The organism is Flammeovirga aprica JL-4 (assembly GCF_012844305.1).
In the GTDB taxonomy this organism is placed as follows: domain Bacteria; phylum Bacteroidota; class Bacteroidia; order Cytophagales; family Flammeovirgaceae; genus Flammeovirga; species Flammeovirga aprica.
This window is the reverse complement of record NZ_JABANE010000139.1, coordinates 1-18497: the sequence shown is the minus strand read 5'-3', so window position 1 is coordinate 18497 and position 18497 is coordinate 1. Positions and strand designations below refer to the sequence as shown.

Below are 18497 nucleotides of genomic sequence, written 5' to 3'. Positions count from 1 at the left end.
ACGGATGGTTTCTTCAATTCATGTCACCCAAAAACAGCTTTGTGATTGGGCGACGTAAGTTTATATACCTATAAAATTTATTAAGATGTAAAGTTAAGAAATAGAAGGCTTTAGCTAGCGGAGCTTTTGTTCAACAAGTGGTAAATATACTAATGAAATTATGTTTCGTCATTTAAACGATTTTCCTTTTACAGGTATTCCAATATGCTGGAAGATGATCTTAGGTGAATTATACTTTGATGAGGATTATACTTTTGAAAAAATAGCCCAAACACCAGCCTTATACAATACCCCTCTATTAAAACAAGTGGATGGAAGAGATTATAATTTGATCGAATTACATACCTATAAGGATTTTTATAATTATGAATCAGATGAAAGTATGAAATCTCTTAGGGAGACTTATGGTTACTTAAGAGAAGCCATGTTGGAGTTGGAAAAAGAGGATATGATTCCACCTTTGGAAGAGCGTTTTCAATTATAAACCAGGAAGGAGTAAACTGGAAAAAAATATCGTTTGTATTTCAATACTCAGTACAAAATATCTAACACAAAAAAACACCCAAGGATTATAATAACCCCTGGGTGTTTGGTTTAGGAATGAAATTAAAACTATCCAGCGTAAACGTGCGAATTAATCTTAATTATTTATCTCATTTTGATGATCTGACCACTTAAAAAGTTTGCCATTAAAAAAATGTCAGATTCTCAGTTACTTAATTGATAATAATCTTCTTAACATACTTCTTATCGCCCACACTCACTTTAATAAGGTATAGCCCTTTAGACAAGTTTTTTACTGGGACATTGATTTTATAAATGCCATTTTCCAGCGTTTTATCAATAGATGCCAAAACTTGATGACCGTTCAAATCAAATGCTTGCATAGTAAAGGGTTGAGGGGAGTTAACATTTATATCCATCGTGAACTGATGACTCACAACTGTTGGATATAACTTTAACTCTTCTTTTAAGTTCAATGATGAAGTAATGCTTCTATTGCTCGAAGATTCTGGATTTGAAGCGTACCATGTACCGTCTTTGTACCATCCTTCACCACTTCTATTGAGGTCTGCTGTTTGTGCACCTGCACCATTATGGAACAGCATATTGCTTGATGTCGCCCCTTCAATAGTATAAGTATACCATCCGTTTCCTTCGGCTGTCATCACCTCACCAGGCCAGTTAGAACTGCTTCCGTTAGACGCTCCCCAATAATGTATTCTTGTGCTGTTTCCCCAGCTTGATTTAAAGTGAACAACCAAACCACTCACAGGTTGAGGAGCTTGATCTGACCATTGACCATTTTCAAACCAGCCGTCTTTATCCCTTGTCATATCGTCGGTTTGATTGCCATTTCCATCATGGAAAAGCAGGTTGGTAGACTGAACTCCAGCAGGGAACTCATACACATACCATCCATTTTCATTCGTCATTGTAGCTCCTGGCCAAACTGCATTTGGTACACTTCCTGTAGGTACAGCACCCCAATGATAAATTGTATTATACCCTTTTACATATACCTTAAAACCTCCACCAGTATTAGTGTCTTCGTTCACCACAAAAGAAGAACTGCTTGTTGTTGTTTTATTTCCAGATGCATCTTCAGCATAATATTGTACTGTTGCATCTGCAGTCAATGTAATTGTCGTGCTTCCATTTGCTACTTGAAAAGGTGTACTTCCATCCGTAGAGTAATAGATCTTAGGATTATTGTCTTCATTATCTGACGCAGATAGAGTGACAGTCACACTGCCTTCAAAAGTACCGCCGTCAGGAGAAATTGTCACTGTTGGTGCTTCAGTATCTGGTGTGATAGGCTGTGGTTCACTTACCCATCCGTTATCATACCAAACATCACCACAAATGTTCATCTCATCTTCAGTCACTTTATTACCATCGCATAAAAGAATCAAATTCGTACAGCTTCCTTCAATCGTATACTCATAGTACCCTTCATATTTTGAAGAAGCTTGCATACTTTCACCTGGCCAAGCTGTTGTTGCATTTCCATCCACAACACCCCAGAAATAAATGGCAGGGTTGCCACAGTTGGCTTTAAAATGCACTGTCATTGTTGATGCTTCATTGAAAGTATATGTACCTTCAACAACTGCAGAAGAACCATTTTCATTGATGGCTACAGCCTTAACAGTTTTTACATCACCTGGAGCTCCACATACATCAAATGCACCTGAGTAAACCATGCTCGATGTGTTTGGAGTAGAACCATCTGTAGTATAATAAATTGTACCTTCAGTTGCTGTGAATGAAACATTGGCACAACCGCTTGAGTAATTACCACTTGGAGTGTTTAGCCCTAGCTCAGGTAGCGTAATCACTGTTCCTTTATCCCAGATCGCATAGCCTGGACCAGAAACTTTCAAGTTCCATCCATTACCCGGAGACCAGTTGCCTCCACCAATTTTCATGGCTACTTTATTATCAATAATAGCCGCGTAATAGTTGTTATCATTCTGACCTTCTACTTGCACATAACTAGTATTCGTAATATTATTGGCTTTACGAATCGCAATCATCTCTCTCAAAGCATCCTTAATTCCATAATCAAAATAGTGAGAATAGAATACCACAGGAATACCAGGGTGAGTTAAGATATAAGCATACCCTTGTAAAAGTTTAGAGTTGTTAGACGGATCATTTGGAAATGAATTATTGCCATATTCAGATCTAACCGGTTCTGTATCATGATTCTCAAGGAAAGATACTGCTTGACTGCCGTGTGTTCCCAGCAAACTCGGCAAGCCATTCAGGTAGTTGTAGTTGCCATTTACAGCGTCGTGTAATGTATATTTTAAAGGAAAGTCAAAAGCAGAAGAAGTGTTTTGAGCTCCATTCAACCATCCTACAATTTCATCATAAGGTTTCCATTGCTCACCAATCGAAATATAAGGAGAAGTGGCATTGTTGTACTCTGCAAAGTAATAGGCATTAAAACCGTGTACAAAATCATAACGCCAGCCATCATAACCTACGTCGTTTTTCAGCCAGTTCATCCATTTCTTTACCTCATCACGAACAGTTAATGAATTGTGGTTCAAATCCCTCGCTGCCTCATACTGAGTACCTGTGTCATTATCTCCACAAGCCGCCCCTTTTTCAGTGCTGTATTCACTCCAGTTTACCTCATCATCAGAGCAGATAGAAGAACAACCACCCAAAGAAGGTTCTGTGAAATCAGCCCATCCAGTAGAACCCACTCTATGGTTGATTACAATATCAGCAATCGCCTGAACATTATTATTACCAAGATTGGAAATCAATGCTCTTAGTTCAGCCTCAGTACCATAGTTGGAATTAAGATCATACCATTTACGTGGAAGATAGCCTGCACGGTCCGCCGCATCAGATGGAGGCGGAAGCCAAATTGCATCAAATCCCGCAGACGAAATATCGCCTACTTTACTGTCAAGATTTTGCCACCAATCTTTCTTAGTAGCATCAGCCGCTTCCCAATGAAAGCCTTGAAGAATTACATCATTTCTACCGCCCTGTTGAGCGAAGAGTCCATAGTTTAAGCATAGTGACGCAAGGATTGTAAGTACAACCGTACGCATTAAAAGTAATTGTGTTTTCATTTTCATTTCAAAAAATCAAGTTAATTTTCAGCCTATTACAAAGCTAGTTAGCTGGTGAAGAGAGCCTTGTTTTTTAATAGGTATGTGCAATGTTACGGAAGAATACTTTTTAAATCGTCCCGTTGCTTGTTTTTGAGGTGCAAGTAAATTTTGTGAGGTGCCAGTTTATGGAGTGGTACCTTGTATCTGTCTGTATTATAGTGTTTTAGGGTTAAGAGTTAAGAATTAAGAGTTAAGATTGATTCTACTTTCAATTTACTTTATCTTTTATTTATCAACATTGATTTTTAACTTACAGCATAGATAAACGATTCAGAAAGAGCTAACTATGAGTATTATTTCAGACAAATCTTTTCAATTTGCTATTCGGGTGGTTAAACTGTCGAAGTACTTGACAGCAGAAAAGAAGGAGTTTATATTATCAAAACAACTTCTTCGATCAGGCACATCTATAGGGGCCAATATTTCAGAGGGTAAATATGGAGAAAGCAAAAAGGATTTTATTCACAAACATTCTATTGCATTAAAAGAATGTAACGAGTCCATTTATTGGATAAGACTGTTAAGAGCAACAGATTATATTAATGAAGCTGAATACCAGAGTATAATAGAAGATGCTATTCAAATAAGAAAAGTGCTTATAAAAATCATCAAATCCTCAAAAACAATACTTGACAAGCAATCATGAAAAAATTAACTTCCTCTTAACTCTTAACTCTTAACTCAAAAAAAATCCCACCTTCTACTATCGTAAAAGATGGGATAAGAGTTAAGTCGGGTGTATAATTGACTTTTTTCTAGATTAAACCTACAAGGTCAATGCTAGGCTTTAAAGTTTCGTTTCCTTCTTTCCATTTTGCTGGGCAAACTTCTGAAGGGTTCGCAGCAACGAACTGTAAAGCTTTTAATTTTCTTAGTAATTCTTCGGCATTTCTACCAACGTTACCTGCAACTACTTCGTAAGAAACGATTTCGCCTTCAGGATTAACGATGAATGTACCTCTTTCAGCTAAACCTACTTCCTCGATCATTACATCAAAACCTCTTGAAAGAACACCTGTTGGGTCTGCTAACATTGGGTAGTTGATTTTTTTGATTGTTTCAGAAGCATCGTGCCATGCTTTGTGCACAAAGTGAGTATCAGTTGACACAGAGTATACTTCAGTACCTGTAGCTTTGAAGTCTTCGTAAAGGTTTGCTAAGTCTTCTAATTCTGTAGGGCAAACGAAAGTAAAGTCTGCAGGGTAGAAGAAGAATACTGACCATTTACCTAAAACGTCAGCTTTAGATACCTCTTTGAATTCGTTGTTAGCGTACGCTTGTACGTTGAAGTCTACAATTTGTTTTCCGATTTGTGACATAGTAATATCTATATTAAAATATAATTTTTCGTTTTCTTGTTTGTTGATCAGCTTTTATTCTGATTACGCTACAAACATAATAGGTCGTTTAGGATAAGGCAAAGTGATAAAATCTATAGCTGTATAAACTAAATTTATAGAGCAATATCAATTTTATTTATAGAACTAATTATCAGTAAGTATTAAATCAAAAATAAACACCTCATCAATAATATTGACAAGGTGAGTGATGCGTTAATGCTTCTTCATGCTAAATTGAGTTAACTTATTATGCTATTGAATCCTAAAATATGACTTTATCATTGTGGTGGTAAATTAAGTACCTGTTCAAAATTATCTATAGCTTAAATGTATTTGAATTAAACTCAGGTTTCGTTAAAATTTTTCGTCTTAGCTATGGCTAGGACGAAAAATTTTGCCTTACCTGAGATCAATTCATTCTACATTTATAAACTATATTTAATTATGATCAGCTACTTACTTGGGTTAATCTGTAATTTTTACGGTGTAGATTTTTTCATAAGATAGCTTTTTACCCATTGATTCAGCCTTTAAAAGGAAGCTGTGTAGTGTAGAATAAGACAGTTTTCCTTTCTGGAATTCTACCTCATTAGAACCAATCAAATGGTTTTCAAGGGAGTGTTCTTCCCCTTTTTCATGCAGTGTTTCTTGAAACATAGACAAAAGCTTAGAGCTTTCTAAAGGCTGTAAATTGCTTCTTTCTGTTGAAGAGTTGTGTTTGATTGACGATTTGATATGGATCGTCAGTTCGTCTTGAGACGGTTGCGTCGTTAGGTCTAGTGTCCCGTTTTGCAATTCTGGCGTTGTGTTTCTAGTACTTTGTGTCATGATGTTATTTGTTTTTTTGTTCACACAAACGTACATATTATTATTCATAAGTTTTTATTTAATATATTTATGTAAAACATAAGTAAAAGTTTATGAATTTCACATTACACCAACTAAAAGTACTACTTAAGATCGCTGAACATCAAAGTATTACAAAGGCTTCTGAAGAGCTTTATCTTACGCAACCTGCAGTGTCATTACAGCTCAAAAAGTTACAAGATCAGTTTGAATTACCTCTTACGGAGGTCATCGGAAGGCAATTATACATCACAGATTTTGGGAATGAAATTGTAGAGCGAAGTAAGAAAATACTGGAAGAAGCCGAAGGGATAAAATATACGGTAGATCAGTATAAAGGTGTTGTATCAGGCAGTATTAAAATTTCTGTAGTTTCCACAGGAAAGTATGTTATCCCTTATTATTTAAAGGATTTTATGGATAAATATCCGCGAGTTGAAATAACAATTGATGTATCCAATAAATTAAGAGTGATAGAAGGATTGGCGAATAATGAAAGTGATTTTTCATTGGTTTCTGTACTTCCACCTGAATTGAAAGTGAATACTGTCGAGTTAATAGAAAACAAACTTTTTCTGATTGGGAGTAGTGATAGTGATGTAAAAATCAAAAGACCTAAAGATTTAGAGAAAGTAACGCTTTTATTTAGAGAAGAGGGATCGGCGACTAGAAATGCAATGCAGGATTATTTGAAGGAACATAATATAGAGGTGAAAAAATCAATGCAATTGGTATCCAACGAGGCCGTAAAACAAGCCATTAATGCTGGAATTGGTTTTTCTATTGTTCCGCTCATAGGGGCAAAGTTATTATTAGAAAGCGAAAGTGTAAAGTTTTATCATTTGAAAGGACTGCCTATTAAAACAAGCTGGCATCTTATCTATAATAAAGGAAAGAAATTGACACCTGCACATCAAGCATTTTTAAATTATATAGAGGAACATAAGGAAGAAATAGGACAAAAATACTTTTCTTGGGCTTTGAAGGATATTTAAAGTGCAAATAAAAACCATTTTACGAACCATAATTCTTACCTCTTAACTCTTCCCTAAAAACATCCCTTTTCTTTTGTCCTAGTACTTAGTTTTAGTAATTTTGATTTGATACCTATCAACTATATAAGAACAAATTCAAAGTTATCTAAAACAATAAATTAGAATTAACTATGATTTATTTTTGACTTTGTACTTACAAACTGAAACTATATAAGAATGATTTCAATTCAAGAATTTAAAGAAGCAGAACTGGATAATTTTATTGATTACCTGACCGAACATTTATCTGAAAACGGCAAAGACGGAAATACTTTATTTCAACCTATCTCTAGAGAATTTGGAATAAATGTATCACAACTGAGAGACAAATTTAAAGTAGGTTTGATCAGGAGTTATGGTGAACCTGGGTGGAGAAAGCTATGGCTGGCAAAAAATAATCAAGATGAAATAGTAGGGCATATTGATATCCGCTCTTACCCAGATCAAAACTCCTCACATAGAGTATTGTTGGGAATGGGAGTAGAAAGCAATCACAGGAGAATGGGAATTGGATTACAAATGCTTGAGTATGTGATTCATTATTGTGATGAAACTGACAGAATCAATTGGCTGGACTTGCAAGTCATGTCCAATAACCAAAAAGCCATAAATCTCTATTCTAAAAAGGGATTTATGGAAGTAGGTAAAATTGATGATATGTTTAGGATTGATAACGTGTCTTTTGGCTCTACATCAATGACTTTGGATGTAAGCTAAAAGAGGTAAGAGTTAAGAATTAAGAGGGAAGGGGCATATTGTACCAAAGAAATTGTCATATAAAACCACTATACGGACTACAGTACGAACCATTTCTCTTAACTCTTAATTCTTAACTCTTCCTTTTTTTTAATCAATTTAGACAGTAGGCTGAAATTTTGTGAATTTCAACTGACCATCAAGCGATTTTTGTATAAAGTTTGTACGGCTACCATTTACAAGGTAGACCTCTATATTCTCATCAAAACAGATTTTAGCGGCACTAACTTTAGAAGTCATACCTCCAGTACCCAATCCGTTTTCCCTTTCTTCAATAAATTGCTTTATCTCTTCCAAGTCAGTAACAACAGGAATCAATTCAGCATCCTCATGAAGGTTGGGATTTTTTGTAAATAAACCGTCAATATCAGAAGCAATAATCAATTTATCAGCCTTGACCAGAGAAGCTACCAAAGCTGATAATTTATCATTATCTCCTAAAATCAATTCTTCTACCGCTACAGTGTCATTCTCATTAAAAATGGGAATAAAACCATGAGTAAGTAGTTCATTTACAGTGTTAAGTGTGTTGGTTTTTGATTCGTTATTATCAAAGTCTTTATACGTCATCAGACATTGAGCAACTTTCAAATCAAAATCACCGAACACCTCTGCGTAGATTTGCAATAATTTGGGTTGCCCAATAGCAGATAAGGCCTGCTTAGAGTGTACCATATTATTTTTCAATCCACTGATATTTATAAATTGTTTGGCCGTGGCAACTGCACCTGAAGAAACCAGAATGATGTCATACTGATCTCTCAAAGCAAGTATCTGACGCCCAATGTTTTCAATTTTACCTCTGGAAATCATACTCGTTCCAGCAGTAAGGGTAGACGTCCCTATTTTTACCACTATTCTTGGTTTCATATTAACCTCTTGTTTGCCCGTTTCCTTTAATAAACCATTTGTTAGACACCAATTGTGCCAACCCAACAGGACCTCTGAAATGCAATTTTTGCGTACTGATCGCTATCTCAGCTCCGAAACCAAACTGACCTCCATCTGTAAAACGTGAAGATGCATTATGATAAACAGCCGCACAGTCCACTTCATATTGGAAAAGTGTAGCACTTTCGTCATCAGAAGAAATAATTACAGCAGAGTGACCGCCAGAATATTCGTTGATAGTAGCAATTGCTTCTTCAATTCCACTTGTACTTACAAATAAAATTTTCTCAGAAAGGAATTCCTCCGGCATCAAACCTTCAACTTCTGCCTCTGTTACAGAAGCGTCAAAAGAAGTAATTTTTTGATCACCATGAACATCCAATCCCAATGCCTTCGCCTTGCTTACCAGTCCATTTATCTTTTCTTCCAACTGAGGAATATTTTCATTGAAAAGCACTTTATCAATAGCATTACAAACACTCAAACGGCTTTTACCGTTAAGAATCACGTCTGAAGCCATTTCAAAATCAGCATTATCATGCACGTAAACAAAGTTATTACCACGCCCACTAATCATTAAAGGAACGGATGTAGTTTGTTTGATATAATTAATCAGGCCTTCACCACCTCTTGGAATGATAAGGTCTAATTTGTGTGTATTTTCAGCCAACAACTTTTGGGTTGTCTCGCGGTCAATATCAAGGTACTCCACATAGTCTTCACTCACCTCATTTTGGGCCAATGCTTTTTTCCAAAGTGCCACTAATTCTAAGTTAGACTGACGTGCCTCTTTTCCACCTTTTAATAAAATCTTGTTTCCTGATTTGAAAGCACTTACAGCTGCTTCAATTGTAACATCAGGACGAGATTCATAAATGATCAAGATTTTGCCAAAGGGGACCACTCTATTTTCCACTTTCATGCCATTGGGGTGGTCATATGAAGACAAAATTTTACCTTCGGGGTCTTCTAGACCAATTACTTCATGTACTGAAGCCACCATCCCTTGCACTTTTTTCTCATCCACTTTTAAGCGGTCAACAAGCGTGGGATCTAAATCGCCCGCCTTTTCAAGATCACTTTTATTGGCTTTAATGATCTCCGATGAATGATCAGCAATCAGCGTTGCTAAATCATTAAGTACCGCATTTTTAGTTTGTGTTGAAAGTATCATAAAAATCTAATAGAGTGTTAGTGTTAAACCTCCACAATCGCTGTGGTATCTTCATATTCCTGTTATAATGCAGGAAATTATAGATAAAAAGCAATATACGACGATAATTTTAATTGAATAGTAGAATGTGTGAGTTTTTTACAATAGATAGGATTATTCATTGATAATTTCATAATCAAAATTAAGTTTTCTTAAAAGGAAATTGCTGTAAACTAAATTATGGGTCAACTTTCAATCGATTTTTCTGCAAGCTTTTTATGTTCTACTTCCAAGCGTCCTTCTTCTTCATTTTTGTCTTAACACAAAAACGAAGCAAAAAAGTCAAGGCTTTGAAGTCAAAAGCTAAATTCCATTCCTCTCGCCTAAATGATTTTAAACTCGCTAAAGCTCAAACAAGAAAATCATTTTTAACGGCTCAATCCATGAAATTCTTAACGCTTTTCCCTTCAAGGCCGTGGAGGCACTACCAAATGAATAAAGTAGAAATACCACTGACGAGTTTGTTTTGCGTAAGTGTTATTTATTTTTGACTTAGTACTTATACCCAACTAAACAATGAAGAAGTCTTTGTTATCCATAATTCTTAATAATACTTAAGAATTAATAATTGTAGTATAAACACATTGTTTTTCATTATCCTCGGAAATATCTTGCAAGAAATTGCTTGTTTATGCATGTTTTTGCAATTTTAAGAAATACGGCACAGTTTACTAATAGAAATGAAAAAAATTACTACAATAACCTCAATTCTAATGCTTTTGATTTTTGCAATGGGTTGCAAAGAAGAACAGAAGAAGGTAGAGGTAAACAAAAAACCAATTAATTATGTAGATCCATTTATTGGAACAGGCGGAATTGTGCACACATTTCCGGGAGCTACTACCCCTTTTTCTATGATTCAGCTAAGTCCTGATACAGATACAAAAGGATGGAATCACTGTGCCGGTTATCATTATGATGATGATAATATTAAAGGGTTTAGCCATACCCACCTGAGTGGTACGGGCTGGTCTGATTTAGGTGATATATTATTAATGCCTACAGTAGGGGCGTTGAAGCTGGAATCAGGTTCAATTGAAAACCCTGATGAAGGTTGGAGAAGCCGTTTCTCGCATGAGAAAGAAAAAGCGGAGCCAGGTTATTATCAAGTTTACCTTGAAGATTATGGCATTGATGTACAATTAACGGCAGGTAAAAGAGTTGGTTTTCATAAATATACATTCCCCGAAACGGATCAAGCTAATATTATTTTCGATCCTACAAGCATCATTTTCGGTCAAGTTTTAAATACTGAAATTCATTCTGAAAGTAACGATGAAGTTTCTGGCGTTTGTTTAAGTAATGGTTGGGGAGGAAAAAGAAATGTTTATTTCGTTGCTGAATTCTCTAAGTCTTATGAAACTTTTAAAGTAGCGAAATCTGGAAAGCTAACGGATAAGTCAAAAGCATCTGGAAAAGATGTGAAAGGTTTTGCCACTTTTAAAACAAGAGAAGGTGAGGCAATTGAAGTGAAAGTAGGTATTTCGGCAGTGAGTTTGGAAGGCGCTAGAAAGAACTTGAACTCTGAAAGAGGAATGAACTTTTCTGTAGCACTTAACAATGCTCAAAAAGAATGGTCGAATGTACTGAATAAGTTTGATATTGAAGGCGGAACTGAGGAGCAGAAAAAGATTTTCTATACAGGTGTTTACCACAATTTTATTGCACCTAACTTATCAATGGATGTAGATGGAAAGTACATTGCTTTAGGAAAAGAATTGACGGCTGAAAACTTTATCAATTACTCTTCTTTCTCTACTTGGGATACTTTCAGAGCTACAAAACCGTTGATCAGTTTCTTAGCTACTAGAATGTCTGAAGAGTTTTCTAAATCGTTGATTTCAAGATATACGGATGCAAAAGAGCATTTACCACTTTGGGAACTTTGTGGTGTGGATAATACTTGTATGATTGGTTATCCTTCTGTACCTGTAATTTATGATGCCATGCAAAAGGGAGCTAAAATTGATAAAGAGGAAGCTTTTGCTGCGATGGATGATATTGCACATTTCAATAAAGTATCAAGTTCTGATGGTGATGGAGGATTGAATGAATATATCAAATTAGGGTATGTGCCGGCAGAAATCCCTAAAAACATCTCAAAAACATTAGAGTATGCATATGAAGATTGGGTGATCGCTCAAGTGGCGAAAGAGCTTGGAAAAGATAAAGATTACGAGTATTACATGAAACGTGCTCAGAACTATAAAAATGTTTTCAATAAAGAAAGAAATATGTTCTGGCCAAGAAAAGCCAATGGCGAATGGTTCGGCGATATTGTGATGGACGAATGGGAACCATTGCAAGAACATTGGATTTCAGGTAATAAGTGGGCGTATGATTACTTCGTGCCTCATGCCTTAAATGATTTTATTGAAATGAAAGGTGGAAGAGAAGCCTTTGGAAAAGAGTTGGATCATTTATTCAGCACAGAATTACATATGAAAGGAGAGGAACACGTGGACATCTCTGGTTTTGTGGGTGGATATGCTCATGGTGATGAACCAGGACACGCCAATCCTTATTTATACAACTACATTGGTGAAGCTTGGAAAACACAAGCAATGGTAAGAAGATTGATGGGAGAAATGTATTCAGATAAGCCAGATGGTATGATCAACAATGAGGATTGTGGTCAGATGTCAGCTTGGTATATTTTCTCTGCAATGGGCTTCTACCCTGCATGTCCAGGATCACAAGAGTACATTATTGGTTCGCCAATTTTTGATAAAGTAACCATGCGTTTGGCCAACGGAAAGTCATTTACAGTAGTGGCTAAAAACCAATCAGCCGAAAATATGTACGTTCAGTCATTGCATTTAAATGGTGAGCCTTTATCAAAATCATTTATCACACAAGCACAGATTGAACAAGGTGGTATCCTTACTTTCGAGATGGGACCTCAACCTAATAAATCATTTGGAACACCTTTAGAAGATCAGCCTTTGTCTACTTTAAAATAATGGGCTGAGAGCTGTTTATCGGTTTAGCGCTTGAAACATTAAAAATACTCAAGGTTCTTTAACTCATCATTAGCCCACGACTTAAGTCGAGGGGCTAATGATGAACCAAAGCCTACTTTGAAATTATTGCATATTAAACCGTGATAAATTCTATTAATTAAGACATTAGATCAACTGCACAATATATATCATATGAAATTATTCAATTACTTATCATTCTTACTAATTTTTCCCCTCTTGTACTCATGTACACCGAAAGAGGAAAAACCACAATTAGAAGATTTTACAAAATATGTGAGCACACAAGTAGGTTCACTATCTGATTTTAGATTATCTACAGGTAATACTTATCCGGCAGTAGCTACACCATTTGGTATGAACTTCTGGACGCCTCAAACCAATGAAAACGGTGATGGATGGGCGTATATGTACCAAAAAGATAGCATTAACGGTATCAAACAAACCCATCAGCCAAGTCCTTGGATCAATGATTATGCTGCATTTTCAATATTCCCAATGACAGGTGAGGTGAAGTTTAAAGAGAAAGAGCGTCAATCGAAATACTCTCATGATACTGAAATTGCCAAACCACATTATTACAGTGTGAATTTGGATACGTATAAAACGAAAGCGGAAGTTGCTCCAACAACGCGTGGTGCCATTTTCCAATTCACTTTCCCTGAAACAAAAGATGCCATTGTATTGGTAGATGCGTATCATAAAGGTTCTTCAGTGAAAATTATTCCAGGTGAAAACAAAATTGTTGGTTACGTAAAAAACAACAGTGGTGGAGTGCCTGATAACTTTGCAAATTACTTTGTGATTGAATTTGATAAGCCTTTCACAACTCAAGGAACTTGGGATGGTAAAAACGCATCAGAAGCATTGGAAGTCAAAGCGGAAAGAACAGCAGGTTATGTGAAATTTGCTACTAAAGCAGGTGAGGTAATCACAGCGAAAGTAGCTTCATCATTTATCTCTCCTGAGCAAGCTCAAATCAACTTGGACAGAGAGGTAGGAGCGAAGACTTTTGCTCAAGTAAAAGACGAAGCACAATACGAGTGGAATACAGAATTTAACCGTTTGAAAGTAAAAGGTGGATCGGAGAGAAGCATGCAAAACTTCTATACATCAATGTACCGTACTTTACTTTTCCCTCGTAAGTTTTATGAATACGACAAAGACAATCAATTGGTACACTACTCACCTTACAACGGAGAAGTATTGCCAGGTTATATGTTTACAGATAATGGATTCTGGGATACATTTAGAGCCGTTTTCCCATTCTTCACAGTAATGTATCCAGAGTTGAACAGCCACATCATGCAAGGTTTGGTGAACACTTACAACGAAAGTGGATGGTTGCCAGAGTGGGCATCGCCAGGTCACAGAGATTGTATGATCGGTTCAAACTCAGCTTCATTGATTGCTGATTCTTACTTAAAAGGAATCAGAGGATACGACATCAATACATTGTACGCTGCCATTATCAAAAACTCTAAAAACCACGGACCACTAGGTTCAGTAGGTCGTATGGGTGTAGATTATTACAACAACTTAGGTTATATCCCTTACGATGTAGGAATTCACGAAAACACAGCTCGTACATTAGAGTACGCTTACGCTGACTTCACAATCATGAAATTAGCGGAAGAGTTAGGAAGACCTCAAGAAGAGATCGACTTATTCGCGAAAAGAGCACAGAACTACAAAAATGTATTTGATCCATCTACCAACTTTATGAGAGCAAAAATGAAGGACGGTTCATGGCAAACACCTTTCATTCCTGAGGCATGGGGTGGAGCATTTACAGAAGGTTCATCATGGCACTACACGTGGTCAGTATTCCATGATCCTGCAGGTTTAGGAGACTTAATGGGAGGTCAAGAAGCATTCGCTGCTAAAATTGACTCTATCTTCTCAACACCATCAATTGCCAATCACGACTACTACGGTTTTGAGATTCACGAAATCACAGAAATGAAAGTAGCCGACGAGAAATACGGCACAGGCCAATACGCTCACGGTAACCAACCTATCCAACACGGTATTTACCTTTACAACTACGCTGGTCAACCTTGGAAAGCGCAAAAATGGGTACGTAAAGTATTAAAAGACCTTTACAGCCCAACACCTGACGGGTTGTGCGGTGATGAGGACAACGGTCAAACTTCAGCTTGGTATGTATTCTCAGCATTGGGAATGTATCCAGTAGCACCAGGTACAAGCGAGTACGTAATCGGTTCACCAGAGTTTGGAGAAGCTGAAATGCAATTGGAAAACGGAAAATCTTTCAAAGTAATTGCGAACAACAATTCAGAAGAAAACGTGTATATCCAATCGGCAACATTAAACGGTCAACCTTTCAACAAAACATTCTTAACACATGAGCAAATCATGGCCGGTGGAGAGATTGTATTTGAAATGGGAGCAACACCAAACAAATCATGGGGTACAGCAGCTGACAGTGCGCCATACTCTATGTCAAGAGAAAAAAGATAAGTAGTAGGATAGGCGAAAAGGTAATCTAAAATATCCCTTTTCGTCTGTTCTTGTATTTAAGTACTGTGACAAAAGAAATGGAACAATACTATCGTGCACCATGACTGAAGTCATGGGCTTGTGGGAAGCTATCACACTCTCCAACTTTCATTATAATCTTGACATATCTCAAAGATTTACAGTCTTTATAACCATTTAAATACGGATAAACCAAATATTATAATCACAAGTTGATAAATGATTTATCTTCTCAAAAGCCCATAATTTCAATTATGGGTCTACGAAGCACTTCTGTCCTAGTACTTAACATTTATATATAGCTTTTGTAACCCCTTGGGAAGTGCCTTTGGTATCTTTTCAAGGGGTTTTTTAATGGATCAAAAAATCTTAATTAACGCATTCCTTTCCAGGGATCAAAATGGAAATTATCCATATATTTTTGCCAAGATACAATCAACATTTTTTCATACCCATTATCGATTATTGGTGTATAACCTAGATCAAAGCAAAAGAAATAGGTTTTTCTCTTTTGTGTTCTGTAAAAGGAAGAGAAAAACTTGAAATTATAGCCCATCTCTTCTGCTGTAGTTCTTCTAACAGTACCTTTTCCATGCGGACAAAGTGTTCTCAGAATTTTGTAATTCTTATTAATAATTTTTTCATGGGTTGCTTTAGTGAAATAGCGTTGACTCAAAATTTCATTATTGTAAGCATATCTACATGTCGGTGAACAAAATTTCTTATCTGTTCTACCCATTAGAATTGTTTTTTGACAATAGAGGCAATTTTTACTTTCCATGAATCTAAGTTTGTTAAGCAATGATCTTTTTAATATTAATCAGAAGGACTATTAATAAAATTATTGACTCTTAATTTAATAAATAAGCAAATATAAACGAGTATAAACGATTAATACTCGGATAAATAGGTCTGATTTTATGAATTTGGCAAAAATATTCATCTCAAAACACTATTGAAATGACAAAAGTAAATGCCACAATTCGTCTAAATCCCATTAAGATTCAGAATCAAAAGTTTATCAAACTGAGCTTTCCAATGACGGATGGAATAAAAAAGCTGATTAAAACTTTACCTAATGTAAAATGGAGCCAAGAATTAGAATGTGTTTATATACTAGATGGTTATAAAAGTATTCAAGCTGTATTCACCACTTTTAAAGGAATTGCTTGGGTAGATACAAAAGCTGTGTTTCAAAGCAATAATAAAGAAGCACTGACCCAAGAAGAAGAAGGAAGCTATGAATTATTATATAAGAAAATCCAACAACAATACCCTAAACATAAAGCGATACACCTAAATGCGCTAGTTAAAAAATTAGAGCTTTATAGATATGCCTTAAATACAGCAACTACCTATGCAAGTATGTTGCATAGATACCTAGAACACCTAGATCAAAAAGGTTATAAAGATATAAGAAGTATTGAGGAAGGACAGCAGTCTAAAACACTTTTAGAACAGTTTTTATTTCATTTAGTATCAGTAGAGAAAAAGTCAGATTCTTATCAAAACCAAGCCTTGAATGCCGTAAAGTTCTATTTAGAAAAGGTATTGGAAAGAGATTATTGCTATTATAATGTGCAACGTCCAAGGAAAAAGGACAAACTTCCAGTGGTTTTAAGTACTGAAGAAATAAAATCAATTTTTTCAAACATCAAAAACCTCAAGCATAAAGCCATATTGATGACTATTTATTCAGCAGGTTTAAGAATAGGAGAATTAATAGATTTAGAAATAAAAGATATCGATTCAAAGAGAATGTTGATCAGAGTAGTTGAGGGGAAAGGTAATAAAGATAGAAATACAATCCTGTCAGAGAAAAATCTACAAATTTTAAGAGCATATTTTAAAGTTTACCGACCCAAAAAATACCTTTTTGAAGGTGAAAAAGAAGGAAATAAATACAGTAGGACTTCAGTCGCAAAAATTTTAAAAAGAGCAGTTTCAAAATCAAAAATTCAAAAAAAGGTTACTGTTCACACTCTCCGTCATACTTTTGCAACTCACTTATTAGAAAATGGAGTAGATCTAAGATATATACAATCCCTTTTAGGTCATAACTCTGCAATGACCACACAGATATATACTCATGTGAGCACTAAAGTGGTAAGTGAAATAAAGAGTCCTCTTGATAATTTGTAATATATATTAGAATTGTGATGCTTCGGGTTTGAATATTTAAAGTTGTTTACTACCTTAATGGAAGTAAACTATTTTACTAATGGATAAACGCCATGGTGTATTAAAAAATATAATGTGACATAATGGTGTTTATCAAATGTTCGGATGCAACCCTCCCTCCGGTCGGTCTGCATCCGAACGGATCGGAGCCAAGGCTCCTGTTCCCCGCATTCTCCCTTCGGTCGACATGCGCAGAACAGGAAGCTAAATTCAATAAAAAATTTACGGCTGACGCCGTATTTTTTACTAAATTTAGCTCCGATCCGTTGTACAGCATTAGAAAGCAAACTACATTAAACAAAACATAGCAACAAATGAAATATTTCTCTATTTCCATTCTTTTCATCTTTATCTGTTCTTGTAATAGTAAAGTAAATGAATCAAACACTACAGAAACAAAAGAAGTCGTAGTAATTGAAAAAGCTGATGAGGTTATCACCAATGGTCCAACAGTTGAAAGTTCAAGCAATATCACAGAGGTGAATAATATTGAAGAACCTGATGTTGAGGTAAAAAACGAAGAAAGTAAACATAGTAATATCAAATTATTGTCATCTTCACAGATTTCTAAACCAGATTCAGTTATAAAATCAAACTCTATTACGATTAGTAAAAAATGTGCAATCAGTATAATACCTTCTTCTAAGTGGATAAGTACTGAACAAGAAAAAATGGGAGAGGATGGCTGGATGACAATTGTCGAAGATAATTCTTATTACCTAGACCAAGGAAGGCAAGCATTAATCAAAAATAACATTGAATTTATCAAAAGTGTATCTAGGGAAAAACGATATATTATATTTATGGAAGAAGATTCTATTGTTTCTACCATAGATTTAAATAAAATGGAAGATGCTTGGGGAATAATCCTTTTCAATGGACATGATACACCTTATTTGTGGAGTGGAACAGAAATAGATGAGGATTTAAAATTTGTTTATTATAAATAACGACTGTACAACAATAGCTAATCTCCATCCACCGGTCGACACGCCCGCTGGTCGTAGTTTAGCCATTACGTTAGTGTGCCACGATGCTGTGGCTTTCCAGTAGGTGCAAATCCTACCTAAGTAATTTACTGTTCACTTAGAAGAGTTACTGACAGTGATCGC

The 18497-nt window shown here is 35.7% G+C and carries 14 protein-coding genes; 8 read left to right on the top strand and 6 right to left on the bottom strand.

Going from position 1 to position 18497, the window contains the following annotated elements:
- The first annotated feature begins 160 nt into the window (after positions 1-160).
- A complete protein-coding gene (locus HHU12_RS29690; protein ID WP_169660366.1) occupies positions 161-484 on the top strand; it encodes a hypothetical protein in 324 nt (107 codons plus the stop codon).
- A 232-nt stretch (positions 485-716) separates the two neighbouring features.
- Here the strand turns inward: HHU12_RS29690 and HHU12_RS29685 are convergent, their stop codons facing one another.
- Complete coding sequence (locus HHU12_RS29685) at positions 717-3599, bottom strand: starch-binding protein (protein WP_169660365.1); 2883 nt, start codon at positions 3597-3599, stop codon at positions 717-719.
- 328 nt (positions 3600-3927) lie between these two features.
- Here HHU12_RS29685 and HHU12_RS29680 point away from each other — a divergent pair, with 328 nt between their 5' ends.
- The gene (locus HHU12_RS29680; protein WP_169660364.1) at positions 3928-4287 is read left to right on the top strand and encodes a four helix bundle protein; all 360 of its coding nucleotides are present in this window, start codon (positions 3928-3930) and stop codon (positions 4285-4287) included.
- Between the two features lie 109 nt (positions 4288-4396).
- On the opposite strand, the gene ahpC is transcribed toward HHU12_RS29680, so the two are convergent.
- Together ahpC and HHU12_RS29670 are read right to left on the bottom strand one after the other, a co-directional pair.
- On the bottom strand, positions 4397-4960 hold the full coding sequence (ahpC, locus tag HHU12_RS29675; RefSeq protein ID WP_169660363.1) for an alkyl hydroperoxide reductase subunit C: 564 nt from the start codon (positions 4958-4960) through the stop codon (positions 4397-4399).
- A 486-nt stretch (positions 4961-5446) separates the two neighbouring features.
- Complete coding sequence (locus HHU12_RS29670) at positions 5447-5809, bottom strand: hypothetical protein (RefSeq protein ID WP_169660362.1); 363 nt, start codon at positions 5807-5809, stop codon at positions 5447-5449.
- Positions 5810-5901: 92 nt separating this feature from the next.
- Here HHU12_RS29670 and HHU12_RS29665 point away from each other — a divergent pair, with 92 nt between their 5' ends.
- On the top strand, positions 5902-6822 hold the full coding sequence (locus tag HHU12_RS29665) for a LysR substrate-binding domain-containing protein (RefSeq protein ID WP_169660361.1): 921 nt from the start codon (positions 5902-5904) through the stop codon (positions 6820-6822).
- A 216-nt stretch (positions 6823-7038) separates the two neighbouring features.
- Entirely contained in the window at positions 7039-7578 is a 540-nt protein-coding gene (locus HHU12_RS29660; protein WP_169660360.1) for a GNAT family N-acetyltransferase, read from the top strand.
- 138 nt (positions 7579-7716) lie between these two features.
- On the opposite strand, the gene proB is transcribed toward HHU12_RS29660, so the two are convergent.
- Both proB and HHU12_RS29650 read right to left on the bottom strand, forming a co-directional pair.
- Positions 7717-8487 (bottom strand): glutamate 5-kinase, encoded by a 771-nt coding sequence (gene proB / locus HHU12_RS29655; RefSeq protein ID WP_169660359.1) that lies wholly within the window; start codon positions 8485-8487, stop codon positions 7717-7719.
- 1 nt (position 8488) lies between these two features.
- The gene (locus tag HHU12_RS29650) at positions 8489-9682 is read right to left on the bottom strand and encodes a glutamate-5-semialdehyde dehydrogenase (RefSeq protein ID WP_169660358.1); all 1194 of its coding nucleotides are present in this window, start codon (positions 9680-9682) and stop codon (positions 8489-8491) included.
- A 719-nt stretch (positions 9683-10401) separates the two neighbouring features.
- Between HHU12_RS29650 and HHU12_RS29645 the strand changes: the two genes are divergently transcribed.
- Both HHU12_RS29645 and HHU12_RS29640 read left to right on the top strand, forming a co-directional pair.
- The gene (locus HHU12_RS29645) at positions 10402-12684 is read left to right on the top strand and encodes a GH92 family glycosyl hydrolase (protein ID WP_169660357.1); all 2283 of its coding nucleotides are present in this window, start codon (positions 10402-10404) and stop codon (positions 12682-12684) included.
- Between the two features lie 192 nt (positions 12685-12876).
- The gene (locus tag HHU12_RS29640) at positions 12877-15186 is read left to right on the top strand and encodes a GH92 family glycosyl hydrolase (RefSeq protein ID WP_169660356.1); all 2310 of its coding nucleotides are present in this window, start codon (positions 12877-12879) and stop codon (positions 15184-15186) included.
- Between the two features lie 391 nt (positions 15187-15577).
- Here HHU12_RS29640 and HHU12_RS29635 read toward each other — a convergent pair whose 3' ends face one another.
- Entirely contained in the window at positions 15578-15943 is a 366-nt protein-coding gene (locus HHU12_RS29635) for a hypothetical protein (RefSeq protein ID WP_169660355.1), read from the bottom strand.
- Positions 15944-16164: 221 nt separating this feature from the next.
- On the opposite strand from HHU12_RS29635, the gene HHU12_RS29630 reads away from it, so the two are divergent.
- Positions 16165-17346 carry a tyrosine-type recombinase/integrase gene (locus HHU12_RS29630; RefSeq protein ID WP_169660354.1) on the top strand — a complete coding sequence of 394 codons (1182 nt, stop codon included), beginning with the start codon at positions 16165-16167 and terminating at the stop codon, positions 17344-17346.
- A 353-nt stretch (positions 17347-17699) separates the two neighbouring features.
- Positions 17700-18335, top strand: a complete 636-nt coding sequence (locus HHU12_RS29625; protein WP_169660353.1) for a hypothetical protein — start codon at positions 17700-17702, stop codon at positions 18333-18335.
- The last annotated feature ends 162 nt before the right edge of the window (positions 18336-18497 follow it).

What these genes read in the sequence shown, in the direction of transcription:
- HHU12_RS29690 (WP_169660366.1), top strand. Translation starts at nt 161, where the DNA reads ATGTTTCGTCATTTAAACGATTTTCCTTTTACAGGTATTCCAATATGC.
- HHU12_RS29685 (WP_169660365.1), bottom strand. Translation starts at nt 3,599, where the DNA reads ATGAAAACACAATTACTTTTAATGCGTACGGTTGTACTTACAATCCTT.
- HHU12_RS29680 (WP_169660364.1), top strand. Translation starts at nt 3,928, where the DNA reads ATGAGTATTATTTCAGACAAATCTTTTCAATTTGCTATTCGGGTGGTT.
- ahpC (WP_169660363.1), bottom strand. Translation starts at nt 4,960, where the DNA reads ATGTCACAAATCGGAAAACAAATTGTAGACTTCAACGTACAAGCGTAC.
- HHU12_RS29670 (WP_169660362.1), bottom strand. Translation starts at nt 5,809, where the DNA reads ATGACACAAAGTACTAGAAACACAACGCCAGAATTGCAAAACGGGACA.
- HHU12_RS29665 (WP_169660361.1), top strand. Translation starts at nt 5,902, where the DNA reads ATGAATTTCACATTACACCAACTAAAAGTACTACTTAAGATCGCTGAA.
- HHU12_RS29660 (WP_169660360.1), top strand. Translation starts at nt 7,039, where the DNA reads ATGATTTCAATTCAAGAATTTAAAGAAGCAGAACTGGATAATTTTATT.
- proB (WP_169660359.1), bottom strand. Translation starts at nt 8,487, where the DNA reads ATGAAACCAAGAATAGTGGTAAAAATAGGGACGTCTACCCTTACTGCT.
- HHU12_RS29650 (WP_169660358.1), bottom strand. Translation starts at nt 9,682, where the DNA reads ATGATACTTTCAACACAAACTAAAAATGCGGTACTTAATGATTTAGCA.
- HHU12_RS29645 (WP_169660357.1), top strand. Translation starts at nt 10,402, where the DNA reads ATGAAAAAAATTACTACAATAACCTCAATTCTAATGCTTTTGATTTTT.
- HHU12_RS29640 (WP_169660356.1), top strand. Translation starts at nt 12,877, where the DNA reads ATGAAATTATTCAATTACTTATCATTCTTACTAATTTTTCCCCTCTTG.
- HHU12_RS29635 (WP_169660355.1), bottom strand. Translation starts at nt 15,943, where the DNA reads ATGGGTAGAACAGATAAGAAATTTTGTTCACCGACATGTAGATATGCT.
- HHU12_RS29630 (WP_169660354.1), top strand. Translation starts at nt 16,165, where the DNA reads ATGACAAAAGTAAATGCCACAATTCGTCTAAATCCCATTAAGATTCAG.
- HHU12_RS29625 (WP_169660353.1), top strand. Translation starts at nt 17,700, where the DNA reads ATGAAATATTTCTCTATTTCCATTCTTTTCATCTTTATCTGTTCTTGT.